At 63.1% G+C, this 16,311-nt stretch carries 20 protein-coding genes; 2 read left to right on the plus strand and 18 right to left on the minus strand.

The window, feature by feature from the left end:
• The first annotated feature begins 27 nt into the window (after positions 1-27).
• Positions 28-774 carry a precorrin-4 C(11)-methyltransferase gene (gene cobM, locus ACRESH_RS13830; protein WP_431742524.1) on the plus strand — a complete coding sequence of 249 codons (747 nt, stop codon included), beginning with the start codon at positions 28-30 and terminating at the stop codon, positions 772-774.
• A 14-nt stretch (positions 775-788) separates the two neighbouring features.
• Positions 789-1,034, plus strand: coding sequence for a DUF1272 domain-containing protein (locus ACRESH_RS13835; RefSeq protein ID WP_431742525.1), 246 nt, complete (start codon positions 789-791; stop codon positions 1,032-1,034).
• 67 nt (positions 1,035-1,101) lie between these two features.
• On the opposite strand, the gene ACRESH_RS13840 is transcribed toward ACRESH_RS13835, so the two are convergent.
• The 18 genes from ACRESH_RS13840 to ACRESH_RS13925 all read right to left on the minus strand — a co-directional run bounded on the left by ACRESH_RS13840 (position 1,102) and on the right by ACRESH_RS13925 (position 16,300).
• Positions 1,102-1,944, minus strand: coding sequence for a CsgG/HfaB family protein (locus ACRESH_RS13840; RefSeq protein WP_431742526.1), 843 nt, complete (start codon positions 1,942-1,944; stop codon positions 1,102-1,104).
• A 27-nt stretch (positions 1,945-1,971) separates the two neighbouring features.
• Positions 1,972-2,388 carry a curli assembly protein CsgF gene (locus tag ACRESH_RS13845; protein WP_431742527.1) on the minus strand — a complete coding sequence of 139 codons (417 nt, stop codon included), beginning with the start codon at positions 2,386-2,388 and terminating at the stop codon, positions 1,972-1,974.
• Positions 2,385-2,780 carry a curli production assembly/transport protein CsgE gene (csgE, locus tag ACRESH_RS13850; protein ID WP_431742528.1) on the minus strand — a complete coding sequence of 132 codons (396 nt, stop codon included), beginning with the start codon at positions 2,778-2,780 and terminating at the stop codon, positions 2,385-2,387. The genes ACRESH_RS13845 and csgE overlap by 4 nt, the downstream gene beginning before the upstream one ends.
• Positions 2,777-3,307 (minus strand): type II secretion system protein, encoded by a 531-nt coding sequence (locus ACRESH_RS13855; protein WP_431742529.1) that lies wholly within the window; start codon positions 3,305-3,307, stop codon positions 2,777-2,779. The genes csgE and ACRESH_RS13855 overlap by 4 nt, the downstream gene beginning before the upstream one ends.
• Positions 3,282-3,656 carry a type II secretion system protein gene (locus ACRESH_RS13860; protein WP_431742530.1) on the minus strand — a complete coding sequence of 125 codons (375 nt, stop codon included), beginning with the start codon at positions 3,654-3,656 and terminating at the stop codon, positions 3,282-3,284. The genes ACRESH_RS13855 and ACRESH_RS13860 overlap by 26 nt, the downstream gene beginning before the upstream one ends.
• A 5-nt stretch (positions 3,657-3,661) precedes the next feature.
• Positions 3,662-4,135 (minus strand): prepilin-type N-terminal cleavage/methylation domain-containing protein, encoded by a 474-nt coding sequence (locus tag ACRESH_RS13865; RefSeq protein WP_431742531.1) that lies wholly within the window; start codon positions 4,133-4,135, stop codon positions 3,662-3,664.
• Between the two features lie 3 nt (positions 4,136-4,138).
• Entirely contained in the window at positions 4,139-5,962 is a 1,824-nt protein-coding gene (locus ACRESH_RS13870) for a secretin N-terminal domain-containing protein (RefSeq protein ID WP_431742532.1), read from the minus strand.
• Entirely contained in the window at positions 5,959-6,459 is a 501-nt protein-coding gene (locus ACRESH_RS13875) for a hypothetical protein (RefSeq protein ID WP_431742533.1), read from the minus strand. Before ACRESH_RS13875 ends, ACRESH_RS13870 begins: the two co-directional genes overlap by 4 nt.
• Positions 6,459-7,007, minus strand: coding sequence for a type 4a pilus biogenesis protein PilO (gene pilO, locus ACRESH_RS13880; protein WP_431742534.1), 549 nt, complete (start codon positions 7,005-7,007; stop codon positions 6,459-6,461). The genes ACRESH_RS13875 and pilO overlap by 1 nt, the downstream gene beginning before the upstream one ends.
• On the minus strand, positions 6,994-7,536 hold the full coding sequence (locus ACRESH_RS13885) for a PilN domain-containing protein (RefSeq protein ID WP_431742535.1): 543 nt from the start codon (positions 7,534-7,536) through the stop codon (positions 6,994-6,996). The genes pilO and ACRESH_RS13885 overlap by 14 nt, the downstream gene beginning before the upstream one ends.
• A gap of 1 nt (position 7,537) precedes the next feature.
• Positions 7,538-8,326 carry a hypothetical protein gene (locus ACRESH_RS13890; RefSeq protein ID WP_431742536.1) on the minus strand — a complete coding sequence of 263 codons (789 nt, stop codon included), beginning with the start codon at positions 8,324-8,326 and terminating at the stop codon, positions 7,538-7,540.
• Positions 8,307-10,010 (minus strand): GspE/PulE family protein, encoded by a 1,704-nt coding sequence (locus ACRESH_RS13895; RefSeq protein WP_431742537.1) that lies wholly within the window; start codon positions 10,008-10,010, stop codon positions 8,307-8,309. Before ACRESH_RS13895 ends, ACRESH_RS13890 begins: the two co-directional genes overlap by 20 nt.
• A gap of 53 nt (positions 10,011-10,063) precedes the next feature.
• Positions 10,064-10,597 (minus strand): response regulator, encoded by a 534-nt coding sequence (locus ACRESH_RS13900; RefSeq protein ID WP_431742538.1) that lies wholly within the window; start codon positions 10,595-10,597, stop codon positions 10,064-10,066.
• A gap of 229 nt (positions 10,598-10,826) precedes the next feature.
• Positions 10,827-11,471, minus strand: a complete 645-nt coding sequence (locus ACRESH_RS13905; RefSeq protein WP_431742539.1) for a SurA N-terminal domain-containing protein — start codon at positions 11,469-11,471, stop codon at positions 10,827-10,829.
• Positions 11,468-13,003, minus strand: a complete 1,536-nt coding sequence (locus ACRESH_RS13910; RefSeq protein WP_431742540.1) for a cytochrome c/ABC transporter substrate-binding protein — start codon at positions 13,001-13,003, stop codon at positions 11,468-11,470. The genes ACRESH_RS13905 and ACRESH_RS13910 overlap by 4 nt, the downstream gene beginning before the upstream one ends.
• Before the next feature lie 5 nt (positions 13,004-13,008).
• Positions 13,009-13,665: an SCO family protein gene (locus tag ACRESH_RS13915; protein WP_431742541.1), complete on the minus strand. Its 657-nt coding sequence runs from the start codon at positions 13,663-13,665 to the stop codon at positions 13,009-13,011.
• Positions 13,662-14,321: an SCO family protein gene (locus ACRESH_RS13920; protein WP_431742580.1), complete on the minus strand. Its 660-nt coding sequence runs from the start codon at positions 14,319-14,321 to the stop codon at positions 13,662-13,664. The genes ACRESH_RS13915 and ACRESH_RS13920 overlap by 4 nt, the downstream gene beginning before the upstream one ends.
• A gap of 2 nt (positions 14,322-14,323) precedes the next feature.
• Complete coding sequence (locus ACRESH_RS13925; protein ID WP_431742542.1) at positions 14,324-16,300, minus strand: cytochrome D1 domain-containing protein; 1,977 nt, start codon at positions 16,298-16,300, stop codon at positions 14,324-14,326.
• Positions 16,301-16,311 lie beyond the last annotated feature (11 nt).

Here is a 16,311-nt window from a genome sequence, read left to right on the forward strand (position 1 = left end):
TCAGCGCTTTCTTTTCAAGGACTCTGCATGACCGTCTATTTCATCGGTGCCGGCCCCGGCGATCCCGAGCTGATCACCGTCAAGGGCCAGCGCCTGATCCATCGCTGCCCGGTGATCATCTATGCCGGTTCCCTGGTACCGGCCGCCGTGCTCGAAGGGCATCGCGCCGAGACGGTCATCAACAGCGCCGAGCTGCACCTGACGCAGATCATCGAAGCCATCCAGCACGCGCACGACCAGGGCCTGGACGTGGCCCGTGTGCACAGTGGTGACCCGAGCCTGTACGGTGCCATCGGTGAGCAGATCCGTTACCTGCGCGAGCTGGGCATTCCCTACGAGATCGTCCCCGGCGTTACCGCAGTGGCCGCCAGCGCCGCCCTGCTCGGCTGCGAACTGACCTTGCCGGACATTGCCCAGACGGTGATCCTCACCCGCTACGGGGACAAGTCACCGATGCCGCCAGGCGAGCAACTGGCTGACCTGGCCCATCATCGGAGCACTCTGGCGATTCACCTTGGGGTCAAGCACCTGGAGAAGATTGTCGAGGAACTGCGCCCGCATTACGGCGGTGATTGCCCGATTGCGGTGGTCCATCGCGCTACCTGGCCAGATCAGGACTGGGTGCTCGCCACCCTTGATGGTATTGTCCAGCAGGTACAGGCCAAGGGTTTTCGCCGTACCGCATTGATTCTCGTGGGCCACGTGCTGGCCAGCGACAGCTTTTCCGAATCGGCGCTGTACCGCGCCAGCCATGCCCATCTCTATCGCCCCTGACAGAGGAGCTGACCATGCTCGAACTGCGCCCCAACTGTGAATGCTGCGGCCGCGGCCTGCCCGGTGACAGCCAGGATGCGCTGATCTGCTCGTTCGAATGCACATTTTGCAAGGACTGTAATGAACATCAGCTCAAGGGCCAGTGCCCTAACTGCGGCGGTGAGTTGGTGAAGCGACCACCACGGGCGGCGGCGAAGCTGGCCAAGTATCCGCCGTCGACCACGCGAATCGTCAAGGAACAGGGCTGCCCAACCCACTGACTTTGTGGGGGCTTGCCCCGCGATGCGATTTGACTGAGAAACCGCAATCGCGGGCACTTGCTCCCACTCACGGGGCTTGATACTGACTCAGGTATTTGTCCAGGGTCGCCTTGTCGCCGCTGTCATCACTCGCCACTTGCCACAAGCGCCGCTCGATACCTTGAGCCAGCAAGTGCCCCACCGCTGACTCGATGGCCGACAACACACACAGCTGTGCCGGTTCGTTGGTGGTGTAGCCCACCTCGGCTTCCAGCAACTTCTTGAACTCGATGAACTTGAACACCCCGGCGCTGCGCCCGACCGAGTAGATGGTCTTGCTGGTCATGACGTTGGCCAGCACCTGGCCGCTGCGCACATCCACTGCCCTCAGGTTGACCGACACCTGGTCGACCCGGTACTCGCGGGATATGTCGATCCCCAGATACCGCGCCCCCTCACCACCACTGCGCACGTTGGTGTCGTAGGCGATGATGCCGCCTTCAAGCATCAGGTTGGCCGCCTGCAGGGGTGGCAGTTCCCCCTGAATGTTCACCGGCGTGTCAGGCTTTTTCTGTGAAGCGCGAATGATCTTGCGTTCAGTCAGCAGGTTCTGCAGCCCTTCACGCTCCAGCACCACGAACCAGCCGCTGGCCTGCAAGGCGTCCATCAGCATGCTCGCCGCCCCCTGGGTGACGCTGGTGGAAAAAGAACTGGCCGGGGTCGGTTTGTATTGCCCGGTCTGGTCGCGAAAGCCATACACAACCGCCATCAGCCGGCCTTTGGGCCGGGGCATGTTGAGCAGGTCGTAGTAGGTCGAGGCCCGCGGCGTAAGCGTCGGGCTTTCGCCGTCCTGCTCGGCCGGCATCGGTTTGCGCAGGCTGCAGCCTTGCAAGGTGGCCAGGATCAGCAGTGTGGTCAGAAATCGTTTCATGATTGTCACTCCCCATTGTCCCACCCTTCAAGGGTTCAGGCCGTTCACCAGAACTTCTGAAATTTCACCTGTTGCCCGGTCGGTAATCTGGACAGTCAAAGCCCCAGAGTCATCGAGCACGTTGATGATGAATGCATCCGTCTGCAGGCTGCCGGTAGTGCCGTTGTTGATGTTGTTGAGCAGTTGCGACAGCAGCCGCGATTCAAGCTGGCTGGTGAAGCGCTCCAAGGCTGAAGTGCCGGCCAGTGCCGAGGCACGCTCCTTGATATCCGGGTCTTCATGGTCGTTCTGCGCCTGGGCGTTATTGAGCAACCAGGTGCCGTTCAGCGGGTTGCCGCCAAACGCCGGGTTGACCGGGGTGTACACCAGTTCGGTGGCACTGGCCTGGCTGCCCAAGGCAGTCAGCAGGACCAGGGAGGCCAGGCGGCAGGTATTGTTGTTCATAGCTCGTCCCTCTCAAGATCGGTGGTGTCCTGCAGCAGCATCTGCAGCTTGCGCTGGATGATCTGCGCCTTGACCAGGTCAGCCGCTTCATAGGCGGCGTCTTTCAGCGCTGTGGTGTTGGGTGGCAGAAAACGCCGGTAGATCACACGTTGCTCATACTCGACCGTCACCAGGCTGCCCCAGCGTGCATCCGGTCGTTCCCGTACCACCAGGTTGAAATCCAGGCGGCTGGTGGCACGCAGCCGCTCGGCGAAGCTGTAATAGAATTCGTGGCCGATATGCGAGATGGTGTTGTCGACGATAAAGCCCATCATCTCGTCCTCGCCGCCGCCACGGGCGGTGCCGGCCAGCAGCACCAGGGCCAGGGCGCAGGCCGTCAGTTTGCGGTTCATTGTTCTGCTCCCTGGGCAAGGCCCTTTTGCCCACCGGCGGCGGATTCGGCAAAGGCTTTTTCGGCCACGAACTGCCAATCGGAGTAGTGCTCAAGGCCCTCAAAGTCCGACCACTGGGCGGCAAAGCCGGTCTGTTTCAGCGGTGTCTGCTCCGAACGGCTGTGGACCCCGGTGATGCGCCCGTCGATAGAGCGCAGCAAACCCCAGTCGTCGCTGCCGGTAATCGGATCGGGATACAAGCGGCGCAGGTGGCGTTTGCGGTTTGGATAGCGCGGGTCCTCAAGCAGTTCGTCCAGGGTCTGCGGGTACTGAGCCAGGCCTGGCGAGTTGCGGTAGTAGCTGCGCAAGGCCTGGGCATACTGGCTACCGACCCAGAGCAGGTCACGCTCACGTTCGCGCAGGGCCTGGGTCGACCACAGGGTGACGGTCGAACCCAGGGCAATCCCGGTCACGGCGATCAGCAACAGCACGCCCAGGTAGGTGAAGCCCGCCTCGGCGCCGCTACCACTCGGCATATAAGCTGCCATCACGCGCCCTCCCGGTTGCACCGCTCTTGATATCGGCCACGGAACCGGCCACGCCTTCCGGAGGCGCCACTACCTGCCACTGGTCGCGGCGCTCGGTGATCGGGTCCAGCGGGGCGTTGCGCAGGTAGCGGTGCTCGACCAGTTGCTCCAGCGACTCGGGATAACGCCCGGTGTCGCCGTAGTAGTGATCCAGCGCTTCGCGCATCACCGCCAGGCTCTGGCGCAGGGTGGCCTCTCGCGAGGTTTCCAGGCTCTGGAAGTAGCGCGGCATGGCAATGGTCATCAAGGTGGCGATGATCGCCATCACCACCAGCAACTCGATCAGGGTAAAGCCTTGGTTGCGTCGCATGCTGGTCACCATTGTCCGTAGGCGATGCCGTTAAGGCCCTTGCCCGACGCCTTGGAGTAGACGTCGAAGACGTCCTCCCCTTCACGCGGGCTTTGTGCCGAACTGTCGTAGGCGCGCAGTCCCCAACCGCCTTCGTCGTCTTTCTTGCGGCTGAGCAACGGGTCGTGGGGGATGCGCCGCAGGAAGTAGAACTTGGCGCCTTTGGCGCTGCGCACATCGCGCACGCCGTCCACCAGCACCTGCAGGCTGGGGGGATAGCCGCTGGCATTCAGCGATTTTTCGATGTAACCGGCGTCGAAGGCACGCTTGTAGGCGTCGATGCCATCGCGGATCTGGTACAACGCGGCTTTCAGCTCCTGCTCCTTGCCCCGGCGCACCAGGGTTTCGGTCAGCGGTGCGGCAATCGAGGCGAGCAACCCGAGCAGCGCCAGGGTCAGCATCACTTCGATCAGGCTGAAACCTGCCATCGCGCGTTTCATGGCTCAGGGCCTCACAACAGTAGGCACGGCGGCCAGCGGCTGCTGGTCGTCCACCTCGATCGTGCGATTGAGGTTGCGGATCTGCATACTGGTTTCGGTGCCGGAGGGGAACTCCATGTCCGAAGGACTCTGGTATGGCAGGTTGCGTACGATGCGCGGAGTGATCGACAGCACCAGTTCCGACTGGCCCTTGTCGTTCCTGTTGCTGCCAAACAGGCGGCCCAGCCCGGGGATGTCGCCGAGCAACGGAATCTTGTTGCCGCTGGCCCCCTCGTCATTGCGTACCAGCCCCGCCAGCACCTGGGTTTCGCCGTCATGCAGGCGCAGGCTGGTCTGGGCGTTGCGGGTGTCGACCTGGACCGGGATAGTGCCTTGGCGAGTGGGCTCCAGCGGTTTGGCGTTGCTGACTTCGAGGGCGACCTTGATCGCCACTTCGTTGTTCAGGTGCACCACCGGTGTTACCTCGAGTTTGAGACCGACATCCAGGTAGGTGATGCTTTCGGTGATCACCGGTCCCTGGGTCGAAGGCACCGAGGTGGCGCTGATGATCGGCACCCGCTGACCGATGTGGATACGCGCCTGCTCGCGGTTGCTGACGCGGATCACCGGGCTTGCCAGGGTGTTGATGTCGTTGTCCTGGGCGTTGATCTTGGCCTGGGGCGACGGCGAGATGGTAATGCGCGAGGAGTCGATGCCACGCAGTTGATCCAGCGTGCTGACTGCCTTGCCTTCTTCGTTGAGTACCCCGAAGGTGTTGGGCCACTGCAAGCCGAGTTCGAGGATGCGCGAACGGGCGATCTCCATCACCTCCACCTCCAGCACCACTTCCGGGTTGGACTGGTCCTGGGACTGCAGCAGCTTCTCGGCCATGCGTACCGCATCAGGGGTATCGCGCATGGTCAGGGTGTTGAGACGCTCATCGACAAACACGTCACGGGTCTTGAGCATGGTCTTGACCATGTTCAGCGCGGTGTTGGAGTCGATGCTGGTCAGGTAGAAGGTGCGCATGACCAGTTCCTGGTAGTCCTTGGTCTTCTGCGGCGAGTCCGGATAGATCAGCAAGGTGTTGTCGTTCACCACTTTCTGGTGCAGTTGGTTCTGCTCCAGCAGCAGCGCTACGGCATCTTCAATACGCACGTCTCGGACGAAGATGGTCGCCTTCATGTCCGGGCGCAGGTCCTTGTCGAAGATGAAGTTGAGTCCGGCCACCTGAGACAGCACCTCGAAGATGGTTTTCAGGTTGGCGTCACGAAACTCCAGGGTCACCGGCCGTTCCATCCTGGTCCGCAACTGCGGGTTGGGCTGGGCGGTGCGGCTCTGCACCAGCTCGATGTCCTTGCGCAGGGCCAGGCCATCCTGGTTCTGCGGGTCGAGCAGGAGGACTTCACGCATATGCCGCTCGGCACCAAACAGATCGCCTTGGCGCAACGCCGCCTGGCCGAGTGCTACGCGTTCGTTGATGTTGCCGATCTGCTCGATCTGGCGTACCGCCTCCTGGGCCCGACGGTTGTTCGGCTCCAGGGTCAGCACCCGCCCGTAGCCCATGCGCGCCCCGGGGAAGTCGTGGCGGCTGCGGTCGCTGTCTGCCTGACTCAGCAAGGCTTCAACCGCGTGGCGGCGGCCCTGGACCACGGCAATATTCAGTTCGGTGTCGCGCGGATTCTCCTTCAGCGCGTCTTCAAGCAGGGCAATGCCTGCCTCGTATTGCCCTTCGGCGATCAGCGCCTGGCCGTCCTTGCGTACGGCACTGGTGCCGCAGCCAGCCAGGGCGACGCAGAGTGCAAGCATCAGGAATGGCGCCTTGTTGCAGTGCCTGGACGAAATCATGGTGCGCTCCCTACAGACAAAGTCTGGGACAGGTGCAACGGCAGATAGACCACGCTCAGCTCCGTGGCGGAGATGTGCTCGATCCGGTAGAGGTCATCAATCACGTCGCCGCGGCGCACGACGTAGAGTTTTTCGCCGCTTTGCAGGAATACCTGTTGATCGTCGCGATCATCCAGGCGGCCGACAAATTGAAAGGGCAGCGCCGGTGCAACTGGGGGCAAGGCCACAGGTGCCAGCGCAACGGGTTGTTCGGTAACCGTGGCCATCTGTGCCAGCGGTTTCCAGCTCTTGCTCGGGAACAGGTCCCGTAGCTTGAGGACAGCAGGCTTGGCACCTTGAGCGGCGGCTTCGCTGGCGGCAGCCGCGGTCTTGTCGGTGACGGCGACAACCGCTTGGCGGTCAGCAGACTCGTCGTCGAAGAAGGCGCCCGGAGCCCAGGTCAGTACCGCGGCAGATCCGAGAAAGGCCAGCCAGGCCAGACGGCGTTGAGTGTTCATCATGACCTCGACAGATAAAGGGTCATACGCAGGCGACCGGTCAGTTCGCTGTCACCGATCTGCTTGCGCTGCAGGTCGACGTCTTCAAGCACCAGGGCCGGCAACTGGCCGAGCAAGGCGTGAATGAAGCGGCGGATCTGCGGGTAGCTGCCGCGCACTGGCAAGAGAACCTGGTAGCGCGCCAGCTGAGTCTTGGGATCGACTCCCAGGGCGTACTCCCCGCGGGCCAGGCTGATATGCTCGGCCTTGGCCAGGCTGTAGATACGGTCGATGGCCACGGTGGCCTGAGGCTGGGCCGGCAGTTGTTTGTGAAAGTCTTCCAGCTCGCGTTGCGGCACTTGCGGCAGCTTCAGGTCGCCACGCTTGAGCTGCTGCAACTGCGCTTGCGCTTGCTCACTGCGCAACTGCTGTTGTTGCAGCTGTTGCCATTGCGGCAGCACTACCGCCGCGCCATACAGCAGGGCCAGCAGTATCAGGGCAGCGCCTGCCAGGCCAACCACACCCAGCTGCCGTGCGTGCTCATGGACAATCAGGCTATGGATGCGCATTGCCGATCTCCCAGGTGGCCGACAGGTTGAATTGCACGGGGTGCTCGGCTTGCTTGGCCATGATTTCGTGGTTGAGCAGCGACACATCGCGCAGCTCGCCACTGGCTTCCAGGCGTTTGTGGAAGGTCAACATGGCTTCCAGGTCGCGGGCTTCGGCGCTGATACGGACCTGGCCCTTGCGCGCATCGGGGGTCAGGGTCAGTAGCGCGACGTCGTCCTGAGGCAAGGCTTCAAGCATCTCGAACAGACGCTCCCAAGGCCGCTGCAGTTGCTGCGAGACGCTGCGCATCTGCGCCAGTTTCTCGGTTTGTTCACGACTCTGCGCTGGGGTCAGCGCGGCGACGTGCTCAGGGCGCTTGCCCAGTTGCCGCTCGAACGCCTCCAGTTGTTGATCAAGCTCGGCCTGCTGCTGGCCGAAACCTTGCGCAAGGACAACGGCGCCAGCCAACAGGCTGACACCGACGCCCAGCAGCACCCAGACCGAGAGGGCCGTGCGCCGTGGCTGAAAGTCCAGCTCCAGGCGGCGCATTTCAGGCCACCGCCCGGGTCATGCGGCACAGCACATCCGCTGCATCGCCGCCCAGCTCGCACAAGTGCACGCCATCCAGTTCCGGTGGCTGATCCTGGCGGCCCGGCGCATGCAGGAACACCGGCAGCCCTCGTTCATTGGCGTTGAGTTCGCGCTGGCGGGCAATCAGTGCTTGCAGGTCGGCGTCACTGTCGCTGCCACCCTGGGCGCTGACCTGCTGCCAGACGCCGTTCTGGGCCAGCAGGCAGACACTGCGCTGTGGCTCGGCGAGCACGAAGAGAAAGTCGCTCTGCCCCAGTTGCTCGGCAAAGCGGTTGTAGGCCGCCATCAGGTATGGACGCACCGAGCGCAGGCGCAAGCCCAGGTCGCGGCAATGGCCGTGCAGCCGTTGCAGCAAGGCTTCCGGCACCGCCGTGGCGATCCGCGCAACACCTGCGGCTTCAGGCGAGACCACCAGGCGCCAACCGTCCAGGCTCTGCCCGTAATGGGCCTCGAAGCAGGCCCGGGCATAGTGGCGCAGTTCATCGGGGCGGCTGATGGCGGCGCTCCAGGGCACCAGGCAGAAGCGGCAGTACTGCGCCGACAGCAACAGTTGCAGTTCGGCGCCCTTGCAGCACTGTTCAGCCAGCAGGCTGTGCAGCGTGTCCAAGGCCAGGGTGGTGGCCTGGCTGCGCTCGGCGATAAAGCCCAGGCTACCGAGCCAGTGTTGTTCCGATCCCTGGCGTTGGCACAGGCCGACACCCTGGGCGCCGAGCACGGCGATAAAGCGATCAGGCGACAAATGTGACACGATTGATCTCCTCCAGGGTGGTCCGGCCATCGCGCACCAGTTCCAGTGCCGAGCTGCGCAGCAGGCGCAGGCCGCGTTGACAGGCCAGGGCCCTGATCTGCGCCAGGGGCCGACGTTCGACGATCATTTGCCGCAGTTCGTCGTCCAGGTGCAGCAACTCGGCAATCGCCGTACGCCCGCGATAACCGCTGCCCCGGCACTGGCCGCAACCGCTGCCATGAACAAACCGGTATTGCCCCACCTGCCCCGCTTCCAACCCGGAATCGCTGAGCTCTTCAGCACTGGGCTGGTGGGGGCTGGCGCAGTGCGGGCAGACCAGGCGAATCAGACGCTGGGCCAGCACTGCATTGAGGGCGGAGACAAAGCTGTAGGGATCGACCTGCATCTGGCTGAAGCGGCCGATCACATCGAAGACGTTGTTAGCGTGAATGGTGGTGAACACCAGGTGCCCGGTCAGTGCCGATTGCACGGCGATCTGTGCGGTGTCCGGGTCGCGGATCTCACCGACCATGATCTTGTCCGGGTCATGGCGCAGAATCGAGCGCAGGCCGCGGGCGAAGGTCAGGCCCTTCTTCTCGTTGACCGGAATCTGCAGCACCCCCGGCAACTGGTACTCAACCGGGTCTTCGATGGTGATGATCTTGTCCACGCCGTGGTTGATCTCGCTGATCATGGCGTAGAGGGTCGTGGTCTTGCCGCTGCCGGTGGGGCCGGTGACCAGGATCATGCCGTAAGGCTCGTTGGCCAGGCGGCGCAGGCTGCGCAGGGTCTGCTCTTCGAAGCCCAGGGCCTGCAGCTGGACACCGCTGACGCGATCTGCCAGGTCCTGTTTGTCGAGCACCCGCAGCACTGCATCCTCACCGAAAATGCTCGGCATGATCGAGACGCGGAAGTCGATCTGCCGGGCACTGATGCCGATCTTGAAACGACCGTCCTGGGGCACGCGTTTTTCACCGATGTCCAGTTCGGCCATGACCTTGATCCGTGAGATCACCTGTTCGGCGAACTCGCTGCCGCTGACCTTGCTGATGCTGTTGAGCACCCCATCGATGCGGTACTTGATCACCAGGCCGGTGCCGGTGACGCCCAGATGGATGTCGCTGGCGTGCATCTTCAGGGCGTCATAGAGGGTCGAGTTGACCAGCTTGACCACCCGGCTCTGGTCTTCGCTGATGCTGGCCAGCGACAGACTTTGCAAGGTGTCGAGTTCGTTGACTGCCTCGCTTTCGGTGTCCAGCGAATCGACCGCGTGAAAGCTTTCTTCGTGGCGGGCGAGAAAGCCGGCAAGATCGGCGGCCTCGACCAGGTACAGTGGCGCACCTTGCAGGCATTCATCGATCCAGGCCAGGCGCGCGGTGTCGAAGGGGTCGGCAAACACGCCCAGGGCCTGGCCATCATGTTCGAGGAAGAGGAATTCGCGTTTCAGGCACTGGGCCAGGCTGACCCGGTCGAACAGCGGCGTGGCGGCGAACAGCGCCTGGCCGTCCAATACCGGGTAATGCAAGGTGACGCCCAGGCGTGCGACAAAATCGGCGGGGTTCAGGCCACTCAGGCGTTGCAGGGTATCGAGCAGGCGTTCGGCGTTCTGTTCGGCGCTGGCGCGTGCCTGGGCCAGCAACTCACGACCAAGGGCTGCGGGGGCACCTTCCTGGGTAGCGACAACAGCGAGCGACACGGTTTCCATGACTTGCTCTCCGGCGCGGGGCGCGGCAAGCCATGTTCAGGTCTGCTCGCGCGTTATTCCCCGGTGAGCAGTTGGTCGTCGTCCGGTTCCGGCGGCCTCACGCCACTACGTCGGCGATCTGCCAGGACCCAACTACCGTCGAACAACTGCAGGGGGAAGCTCTCACTCCTGCTCTGGCGTCGTTCGACGAACCCTGTGTCCGTGTTGCCCTTGCTCCCGGCCTCGCGCTTGATGCCCATCAGGTCGTTGACTGCGCGGGCCAGTTCCGCCAGCGGAAAAGGCTTGAACAGGATATGACTGACGCCCAGCTGGTTGGCACGCTCACGGACCTCGGCGGTCGGGTGGGCAGTGATCAGCACAAAATGACAGTTCCTGCTCTTGCGCACAGTCTCCAGTACCTGAAACCCCTCCATGTCGGGCAAGCGGAAATCGAGCACTATCACGTCAGGTTGGGTGCGCTCGGCTTCACCGATGGCACTGGCCCCGTCGTAGGCAACATGGACGTTCAGGCCTTGCGCATCCAGGTAAGCCTGGATATTGCCCGCAAGGGTCTGTTCGTCATCGACTACCAATACTGTGTTAACCAAGGTCGACTCCTTGAAGCACCACAGGCCCGGTTTCCCGGTCTGGCGAAGTGCGACCTTGTATAGGCTTACGCATGCTTCGTGCCAGACCAGAGACGGCGCTTATTACTGTGCTATGTCATTGATTCTTTAAGAGTAGACGCAAATGGGCTATGACCCCTTCCCCAATCCCGGGGACCGGCTAGCGTTTTGCCCCTACTGGTATCCCCAACATTGGGGGGCCGATGAGCCGTCAGTCAAGTCGTTGCACCTGCCCGGCGTCACGCAGACGCTGCAGCAAGGCTTGGCGCGCCTGCGCCTGTTGCTGATCGACCAGTAGACGTTTGGCCAAATCCAGTCCCTGCTGATCTTCGACAGAGGCGCTGGCGGTTTGGTTCTGCGCCTGCGGCAAAGCGCTGGCATTGGCCAGGTAGAAAGCGCGAACCTCGGCCGGGTCCGGCTCCGGAGCCTGTGAGGCCTGCATAAATACCTGCTGCGCGGCCAGTTCGTGGCGGGTGTAGTCGGCAAAACTGCTGGCATCGAAACCGGCATCGGCCAGACGCTGCGCAAAGGTTTTTGCAGTGCCCAGGGCCTGGCGCAACTGGTCGATCTGCGCGTTCACCTCACTGTCGCTGACCTTTATCCCCTGGCGCTGGGCTTCTTGCCAGAGCAACTCCTTGTCGATCAGGTCATTCAGCGCCTGGTCACGCAAACGTTTGTACACGCTGGGGTTCCGAATGCTGGTCAGGGCCCTGCCCTGGGCCTGCAGGTAGTCAGCAAAATAGCGGTCCAGACGCATCTGGCTGATCGGCACGCCATTGACCTGAGCAGCGGGAGGGCCGTCCTGGGCCTGCAGTTGCAGAGCCACCAGGCACAACAACACAGAGAGCAGCTTCATGGCGAATTTACCTCAGCGACAGGACGATAGGCAGCCACCGGATAGAACACCGGGCCGGGCATTTCCAGGGTCACCACATGCGCCCCGGCCAGCCCCTGACGGCGGCCTGGACCAAAGCTCAGTGGCGGCGTAAGACCGGTCTGCACATCGTGCAGGCTCTCTAGCGCCTGGATGAGTTTTTCGCGGCTGGCATCGCGCCCCGCGCGCTTGAGGGCATCACCGAGCAATTGCACGGCACACCAGGTGCCGACCTGCAAAACACCTTGGCGACCATCCAGCCCCTGGCGCAGGCGCATATCGCTCAGCGCCTGGCGCCCTGTTGGCGTCCAGTCATCGGGTACGAACGGATACGCCAGGAATACCCGCCGCGACCAGGCGTCAGGCACCTGCGGTAACTGGCTGGCGACCTGATGGGCGGCGGCAAACAGGTAGGGCGTACGGCCGGCCTGCTGCAGTTGCGCGATCAGACGGGCGAAATCCTCGGCCTGGCCAAGAAAGAACAGCGCCTGTCCTTCTGCAGCCTGCTCAGTGAGGCGCTGGGCCTTGACCTCGCTCCAGCCGCGACGTTGCAGTTGCTGCTCAAGGTGTTGGGCCAGGCTTGCCTGGGCCGGGTCGGCATAGACAATCCGTGTACCGGCCTGCAGCAGCGCCAGGTTGGCCTGGGCATAATCGGCCAGGCTCAGCAACTGCTCATCCAGCCCCGGCAAGGGGTCGAAGATCTGCGTGCTGCTGGTGAGTACCGGCGCGCTGCCAATCAAGGGCACCCGCGCCTGTTCCAGGCGAGTCGCCAGGGTCGACTCCAGGGCCGGCGCCAGCGGCGAAATCAAGGCGAATACCTGTTCCTGTTCGAGCAATTGGGTGAGGGCCTGTTCGGCGCTGGCCAGATCAGGCCCCGGATCGACATTGATCAACTGCAATTGCCTGCCATGAATACCGCCTTGCTGGTTAAGTTGCTCGATACGGTCCTCAAGTACCGCCGCCACCACCCGCGCCGGCGCAGCCAGAACGCCTTGGCCCGGCAGCAAAGTGCCCAGGCGCAAGGTCTGTTCCTCCAGGCCTGGATCGCGCTCATCGGCCAGGCGCTTGAGGTAGGCACTGAGATTGCGCTGGTCGGCCATGCTCAGGACGAAGCGTGGCATGGCCGGGTCCAGACGATTACCGGCCGGATCACGGCCCTCCTGAATCGCCCGGGCCAGGCTGGATTCGGTATAGGCCGGATAGGTCCGGCCATTGACCTTGCGCAGGCCCTGCCCGGCCGCCAGCCGTTGCCAGCTCAGCACCGGAGGACGCACACCACCCTCGGCCCGGCCCAGTCCATCGGCGCCATGGCAACTGCCACAGGGCACAACGCTGGCCGGCACCAGCATGTCGGCGGCACCGACCCGCGCCGACACCTGGGCATCGCTGCTCGACAGACCCTCGCGATACAAGCGCTTGCCTGCCAGCTCCGCCGGGCTCAGGTCCAGGGCCAGGGCGTTGCTGCTGGCAGTGAGCATCAACAGCAGGGCCCCGGTACGCAGCGCCGTGATCATGATGTTCAACGCCCGGCCAGGGGTTGCGACAGCAATTGCAGACGTTGGGCAATCGCCATGGGCGGTGCATCGGGGCGGATCTTGCTCCAGCGCTTATTGGCTACGTCGCCAGCAATCAGCTGGGTGGAATGTTGCTCGGGGCTGGGGATCAGGTGACCAAGGCGCATCAGCACCAGGTCCATCTGTGCCTTGTCACCGGTCAGAAACAGCCAGTTGGGACCGTCCACACCCTGCTTTTCGGCAAATGCCTTGAGCACTTGTGGGGTGTCGTTGGTGGGGTCACTGCTCAAGGAAATGAACGTTACTTTGCTAGCCGCCTCTTCCCCCATCGCTTCACGCACCTCGCGCAACTTGCGGGTGATCAGTGGGCAGGCATCGTTGCAGTGGGTGAAGATAACATTGAGCAGCACCACCCGATCCTTCAGCACATCGCTGTAGAAACGCAGACTGCGGCCGTTCTGGTCCTGCACCAGGCTGTCAGTGAAGTAGGCCTGGGCATCATGGGTGCCTGCGGTCGGCGTGACGGCGCTGGTGCTGGTGCTGGCCTGGGGCGCGTGTCCTTCATGGGCAAACGCCACCGAGCTCAAGATCCACAGACAGGCCAGCAGCACCAGCCAGTCGACGCCGCGCATGACCGATTTGCTTGCAGTAACGGCGCTCATGGTTGCACCTCCTGGGCGATGGCGGTGTGTTTGGCATGCACGCGTTTGGCACTGAGACGGTCGATTTCGCTGACCAACAGCGCCGGATCGGTGAAGCCGTAGAAACGTGTCCATTTGCCGCTGCGACCGTCACCCACGAGTATCAGCGGCGGATGCTCGCTGAGGTTGGCGCTGAAGCTGCCCAGGCCCTTGAGGGTTTCATTGACCGCATAGGGCGAGCCGGTCAGCCAGCTCCAGCCCGGCCCGACCTGGAAGGCCTTGGCGTAGTCTTGCAGGCGCTTGGAGTCGTCACGTTGCGGGTCGACGCTGATCGATACCAGTTGCACTTCATTGCCGAGCCGCCCGCCCAGTTGTTTCTGCACCTTGGCCATGATCGAGGACACCACCGGGCAGACCGTGGTGCAACTGGTGTAGATAAAGCCCATGACCACCAGGCGATCGGCCACCAGGTCCTTCTCCAGGCGTACCGGCATGCCATTCTGGTCCAGCAGCTGGACATCGGCAAAACGCACCGAGGCCTTTTCCTGGTGAGCGGCGGGTGCAGCATGGCCACTGTGATCATCATCGCCACTATGATCGACACCGCCATGGGCCTGGGCGAAACCACAACTGGCGGCTAACAGGCAGAGGCTGAACAGTCTGCAGCGATCAAGCATTTTCATCGCACACTCCTTGAACCCACATCGGACGCTTGTTGAGCCGCGGCGGGGAGTACCCGCAGGCTGGTGTAGTTTTTCTCGGCAAAAGCACTGCCCAAAGACGGTGCCTGCACATGCAGGTACCAGGCGCCAGCTTCAGCCAGCTCCAGGGATGCTTCGTAGACCCCGTCGCCGACTTCATGCACGCGGCTGTCGCGGGCCCGTGACGACGGTGCGAGGAAGTAGCGCACGCTCAGGTCCTTGATGCCATTGCGCGGGGTGCCATTGCCTTCGACGATACGAAAGCGCGCCGTAAAGGGGCGGCCCTGCACCACCGTGGGTTCAAGCATGAACTCTACCTGCGGCGACTGCCGGTGCGGTGCGCTGGGTGAAGCGGCTACCTCGGTGCTGAAGCAGTGGATGATCTGCGGCTGGTTGAGCAGAAAGGCCACGTCGAAGGTACCGGCAGCAGGGAGCTTGATCGTCGAGCTGTAGACCCCCGGCGCCACTTCGCGCAGGCTGCGGTCGATGACCAGGGCCGCGCGGGCATTGTGGCCGCGGTTGGCGTAGCCGGACATCGGTGCGTTCATGCCTTCGGCATAAAAGTAGGTCGTGTTGTCCACCGGGTTGACGACGAACACCGAGTTATCATCGCGGGCCACCGTCAGGCCCTGGGCCAGCGGCAGGTCACCGGCCTGGCGCGGCGCCGCCGGCCCGGCTTCGAAGCTCTGGACGATAGGTTGACGACCCTCGCCGAGGCTGCCCAGGTTAACCATGGCGACCTTCGCTGAAGCCAGGCCGCGGATATAGGCATAGGCCTTGGTAAAGGTCAGTTGGTAGGGTTCGGCGGTCACCGGCAGGCTGTGGATCAGCCGGTCGGTACTGGCGTCGATCACCAGCGCCTGGCTTTCCAGGGTATTGAGGACAATGCCGAAACGCCCGTCACTGCTGAAGCGCATCGGTCCCAGGCCCTGTTTGCCCTCAATCCGCTGGCGCAGTTCATGGCTGCGCGCATCGATGACGCTGATGCTGCCGTCGCGCCCATCGGCCACATAGACCGCCTGTGACAGCGCCGAATAGGCAACCGACAGTGGATGCGAGCCGACCTTGAGGGTCTTGACCAGACGCATCTCGCTGGCATTGATCACGCTCAGGGTGCCGCTGTCGCGGTTGCTGACAAAGGCGTAACGCGAGTCGGCGCTGAAGGCGATTTCGTGATGGCCGGTGCCGGTGGCAAAGAACTTCATGTTTTTGCGGCTGGGCACATCGATCACGCTGACGCCGCTGTGCGCCGGGTCACTTGAATTGTTGCCGACCCACAGCAGGCGCTGGTCCGGCTGCAGGGCCACCCGCAACGGCTGCTTGCCGGCCTCTATGCTGCCCACGCGCTGGAATGTCTCGGTGTCGATCAACGCCACTTCACCGCGTTCGGGGATAGACACGAATACCTGTTTGTCGTCGTTACTGGCCACCCAGTCCATCGGCACGCCAGGCAGTTCGATGCGCGCCAGGGTGCTGGTAACCCCACCGACCGAGACTGAGGGATCGATCACGGTCAGGCTGGCATCCTTGTTCAGTACCAGCAGGAAGTAGCTGTTGAGGTCCAGCAATGGACGGGCGCCGATACTGCTTTTGAGAAACAGCGCCACCCGTGCCTTGCAGGTCTTGTTGCGGTCTTTGGCCGCGTCGCCGGTCAGCGCCGGGTCCAGCCAGGCGCCCGGGGACACGCCCGACAGTGGCTGGCCGCTGTTCTGGTCGGTGATTTTGAAACGCACGTTGGCAAACGCGCCCTCCGTCAGCACCCCGTCGTTGCCCAGCGGCCGGGCCTCGAACTCGACGGTGACACCGTCGCGGCTGAGCCGGTGCAGCGCCTGTGGATCGCTTGCGGCCAACTCGCTGCGCGGGTCGCACCACAAGCTCTCGTAACTGACCCCCAGGCCTATCAGGGTCAAGCCTGCCATCAGGCCCAGGTACAACGGTCTATTTTTCTTGTTCATGACCTCTCCCC

Source organism: Pseudomonas sp. (assembly GCF_050739775.1).
GTDB lineage: Bacteria > Pseudomonadota > Gammaproteobacteria > Pseudomonadales > Pseudomonadaceae > Aquipseudomonas.

What these genes read in the sequence shown, in the direction of transcription:
- cobM (WP_431742524.1), top strand. Translation starts at nt 28, where the DNA reads ATGACCGTCTATTTCATCGGTGCCGGCCCCGGCGATCCCGAGCTGATC.
- ACRESH_RS13835 (WP_431742525.1), top strand. Translation starts at nt 789, where the DNA reads ATGCTCGAACTGCGCCCCAACTGTGAATGCTGCGGCCGCGGCCTGCCC.
- ACRESH_RS13840 (WP_431742526.1), bottom strand. Translation starts at nt 1,944, where the DNA reads ATGAAACGATTTCTGACCACACTGCTGATCCTGGCCACCTTGCAAGGC.
- ACRESH_RS13845 (WP_431742527.1), bottom strand. Translation starts at nt 2,388, where the DNA reads ATGAACAACAATACCTGCCGCCTGGCCTCCCTGGTCCTGCTGACTGCC.
- csgE (WP_431742528.1), bottom strand. Translation starts at nt 2,780, where the DNA reads ATGAACCGCAAACTGACGGCCTGCGCCCTGGCCCTGGTGCTGCTGGCC.
- ACRESH_RS13855 (WP_431742529.1), bottom strand. Translation starts at nt 3,307, where the DNA reads ATGGCAGCTTATATGCCGAGTGGTAGCGGCGCCGAGGCGGGCTTCACC.
- ACRESH_RS13860 (WP_431742530.1), bottom strand. Translation starts at nt 3,656, where the DNA reads ATGCGACGCAACCAAGGCTTTACCCTGATCGAGTTGCTGGTGGTGATG.
- ACRESH_RS13865 (WP_431742531.1), bottom strand. Translation starts at nt 4,135, where the DNA reads ATGAAACGCGCGATGGCAGGTTTCAGCCTGATCGAAGTGATGCTGACC.
- ACRESH_RS13870 (WP_431742532.1), bottom strand. Translation starts at nt 5,962, where the DNA reads ATGATTTCGTCCAGGCACTGCAACAAGGCGCCATTCCTGATGCTTGCA.
- ACRESH_RS13875 (WP_431742533.1), bottom strand. Translation starts at nt 6,459, where the DNA reads ATGAACACTCAACGCCGTCTGGCCTGGCTGGCCTTTCTCGGATCTGCC.
- pilO (WP_431742534.1), bottom strand. Translation starts at nt 7,007, where the DNA reads ATGCGCATCCATAGCCTGATTGTCCATGAGCACGCACGGCAGCTGGGT.
- ACRESH_RS13885 (WP_431742535.1), bottom strand. Translation starts at nt 7,536, where the DNA reads ATGCGCCGCCTGGAGCTGGACTTTCAGCCACGGCGCACGGCCCTCTCG.
- ACRESH_RS13895 (WP_431742537.1), bottom strand. Translation starts at nt 10,010, where the DNA reads ATGGAAACCGTGTCGCTCGCTGTTGTCGCTACCCAGGAAGGTGCCCCC.
- ACRESH_RS13905 (WP_431742539.1), bottom strand. Translation starts at nt 11,471, where the DNA reads ATGAAGCTGCTCTCTGTGTTGTTGTGCCTGGTGGCTCTGCAACTGCAG.
- ACRESH_RS13910 (WP_431742540.1), bottom strand. Translation starts at nt 13,003, where the DNA reads ATGATCACGGCGCTGCGTACCGGGGCCCTGCTGTTGATGCTCACTGCC.
- ACRESH_RS13915 (WP_431742541.1), bottom strand. Translation starts at nt 13,665, where the DNA reads ATGAGCGCCGTTACTGCAAGCAAATCGGTCATGCGCGGCGTCGACTGG.
- ACRESH_RS13920 (WP_431742580.1), bottom strand. Translation starts at nt 14,321, where the DNA reads ATGCTTGATCGCTGCAGACTGTTCAGCCTCTGCCTGTTAGCCGCCAGT.
- ACRESH_RS13925 (WP_431742542.1), bottom strand. Translation starts at nt 16,300, where the DNA reads ATGAACAAGAAAAATAGACCGTTGTACCTGGGCCTGATGGCAGGCTTG.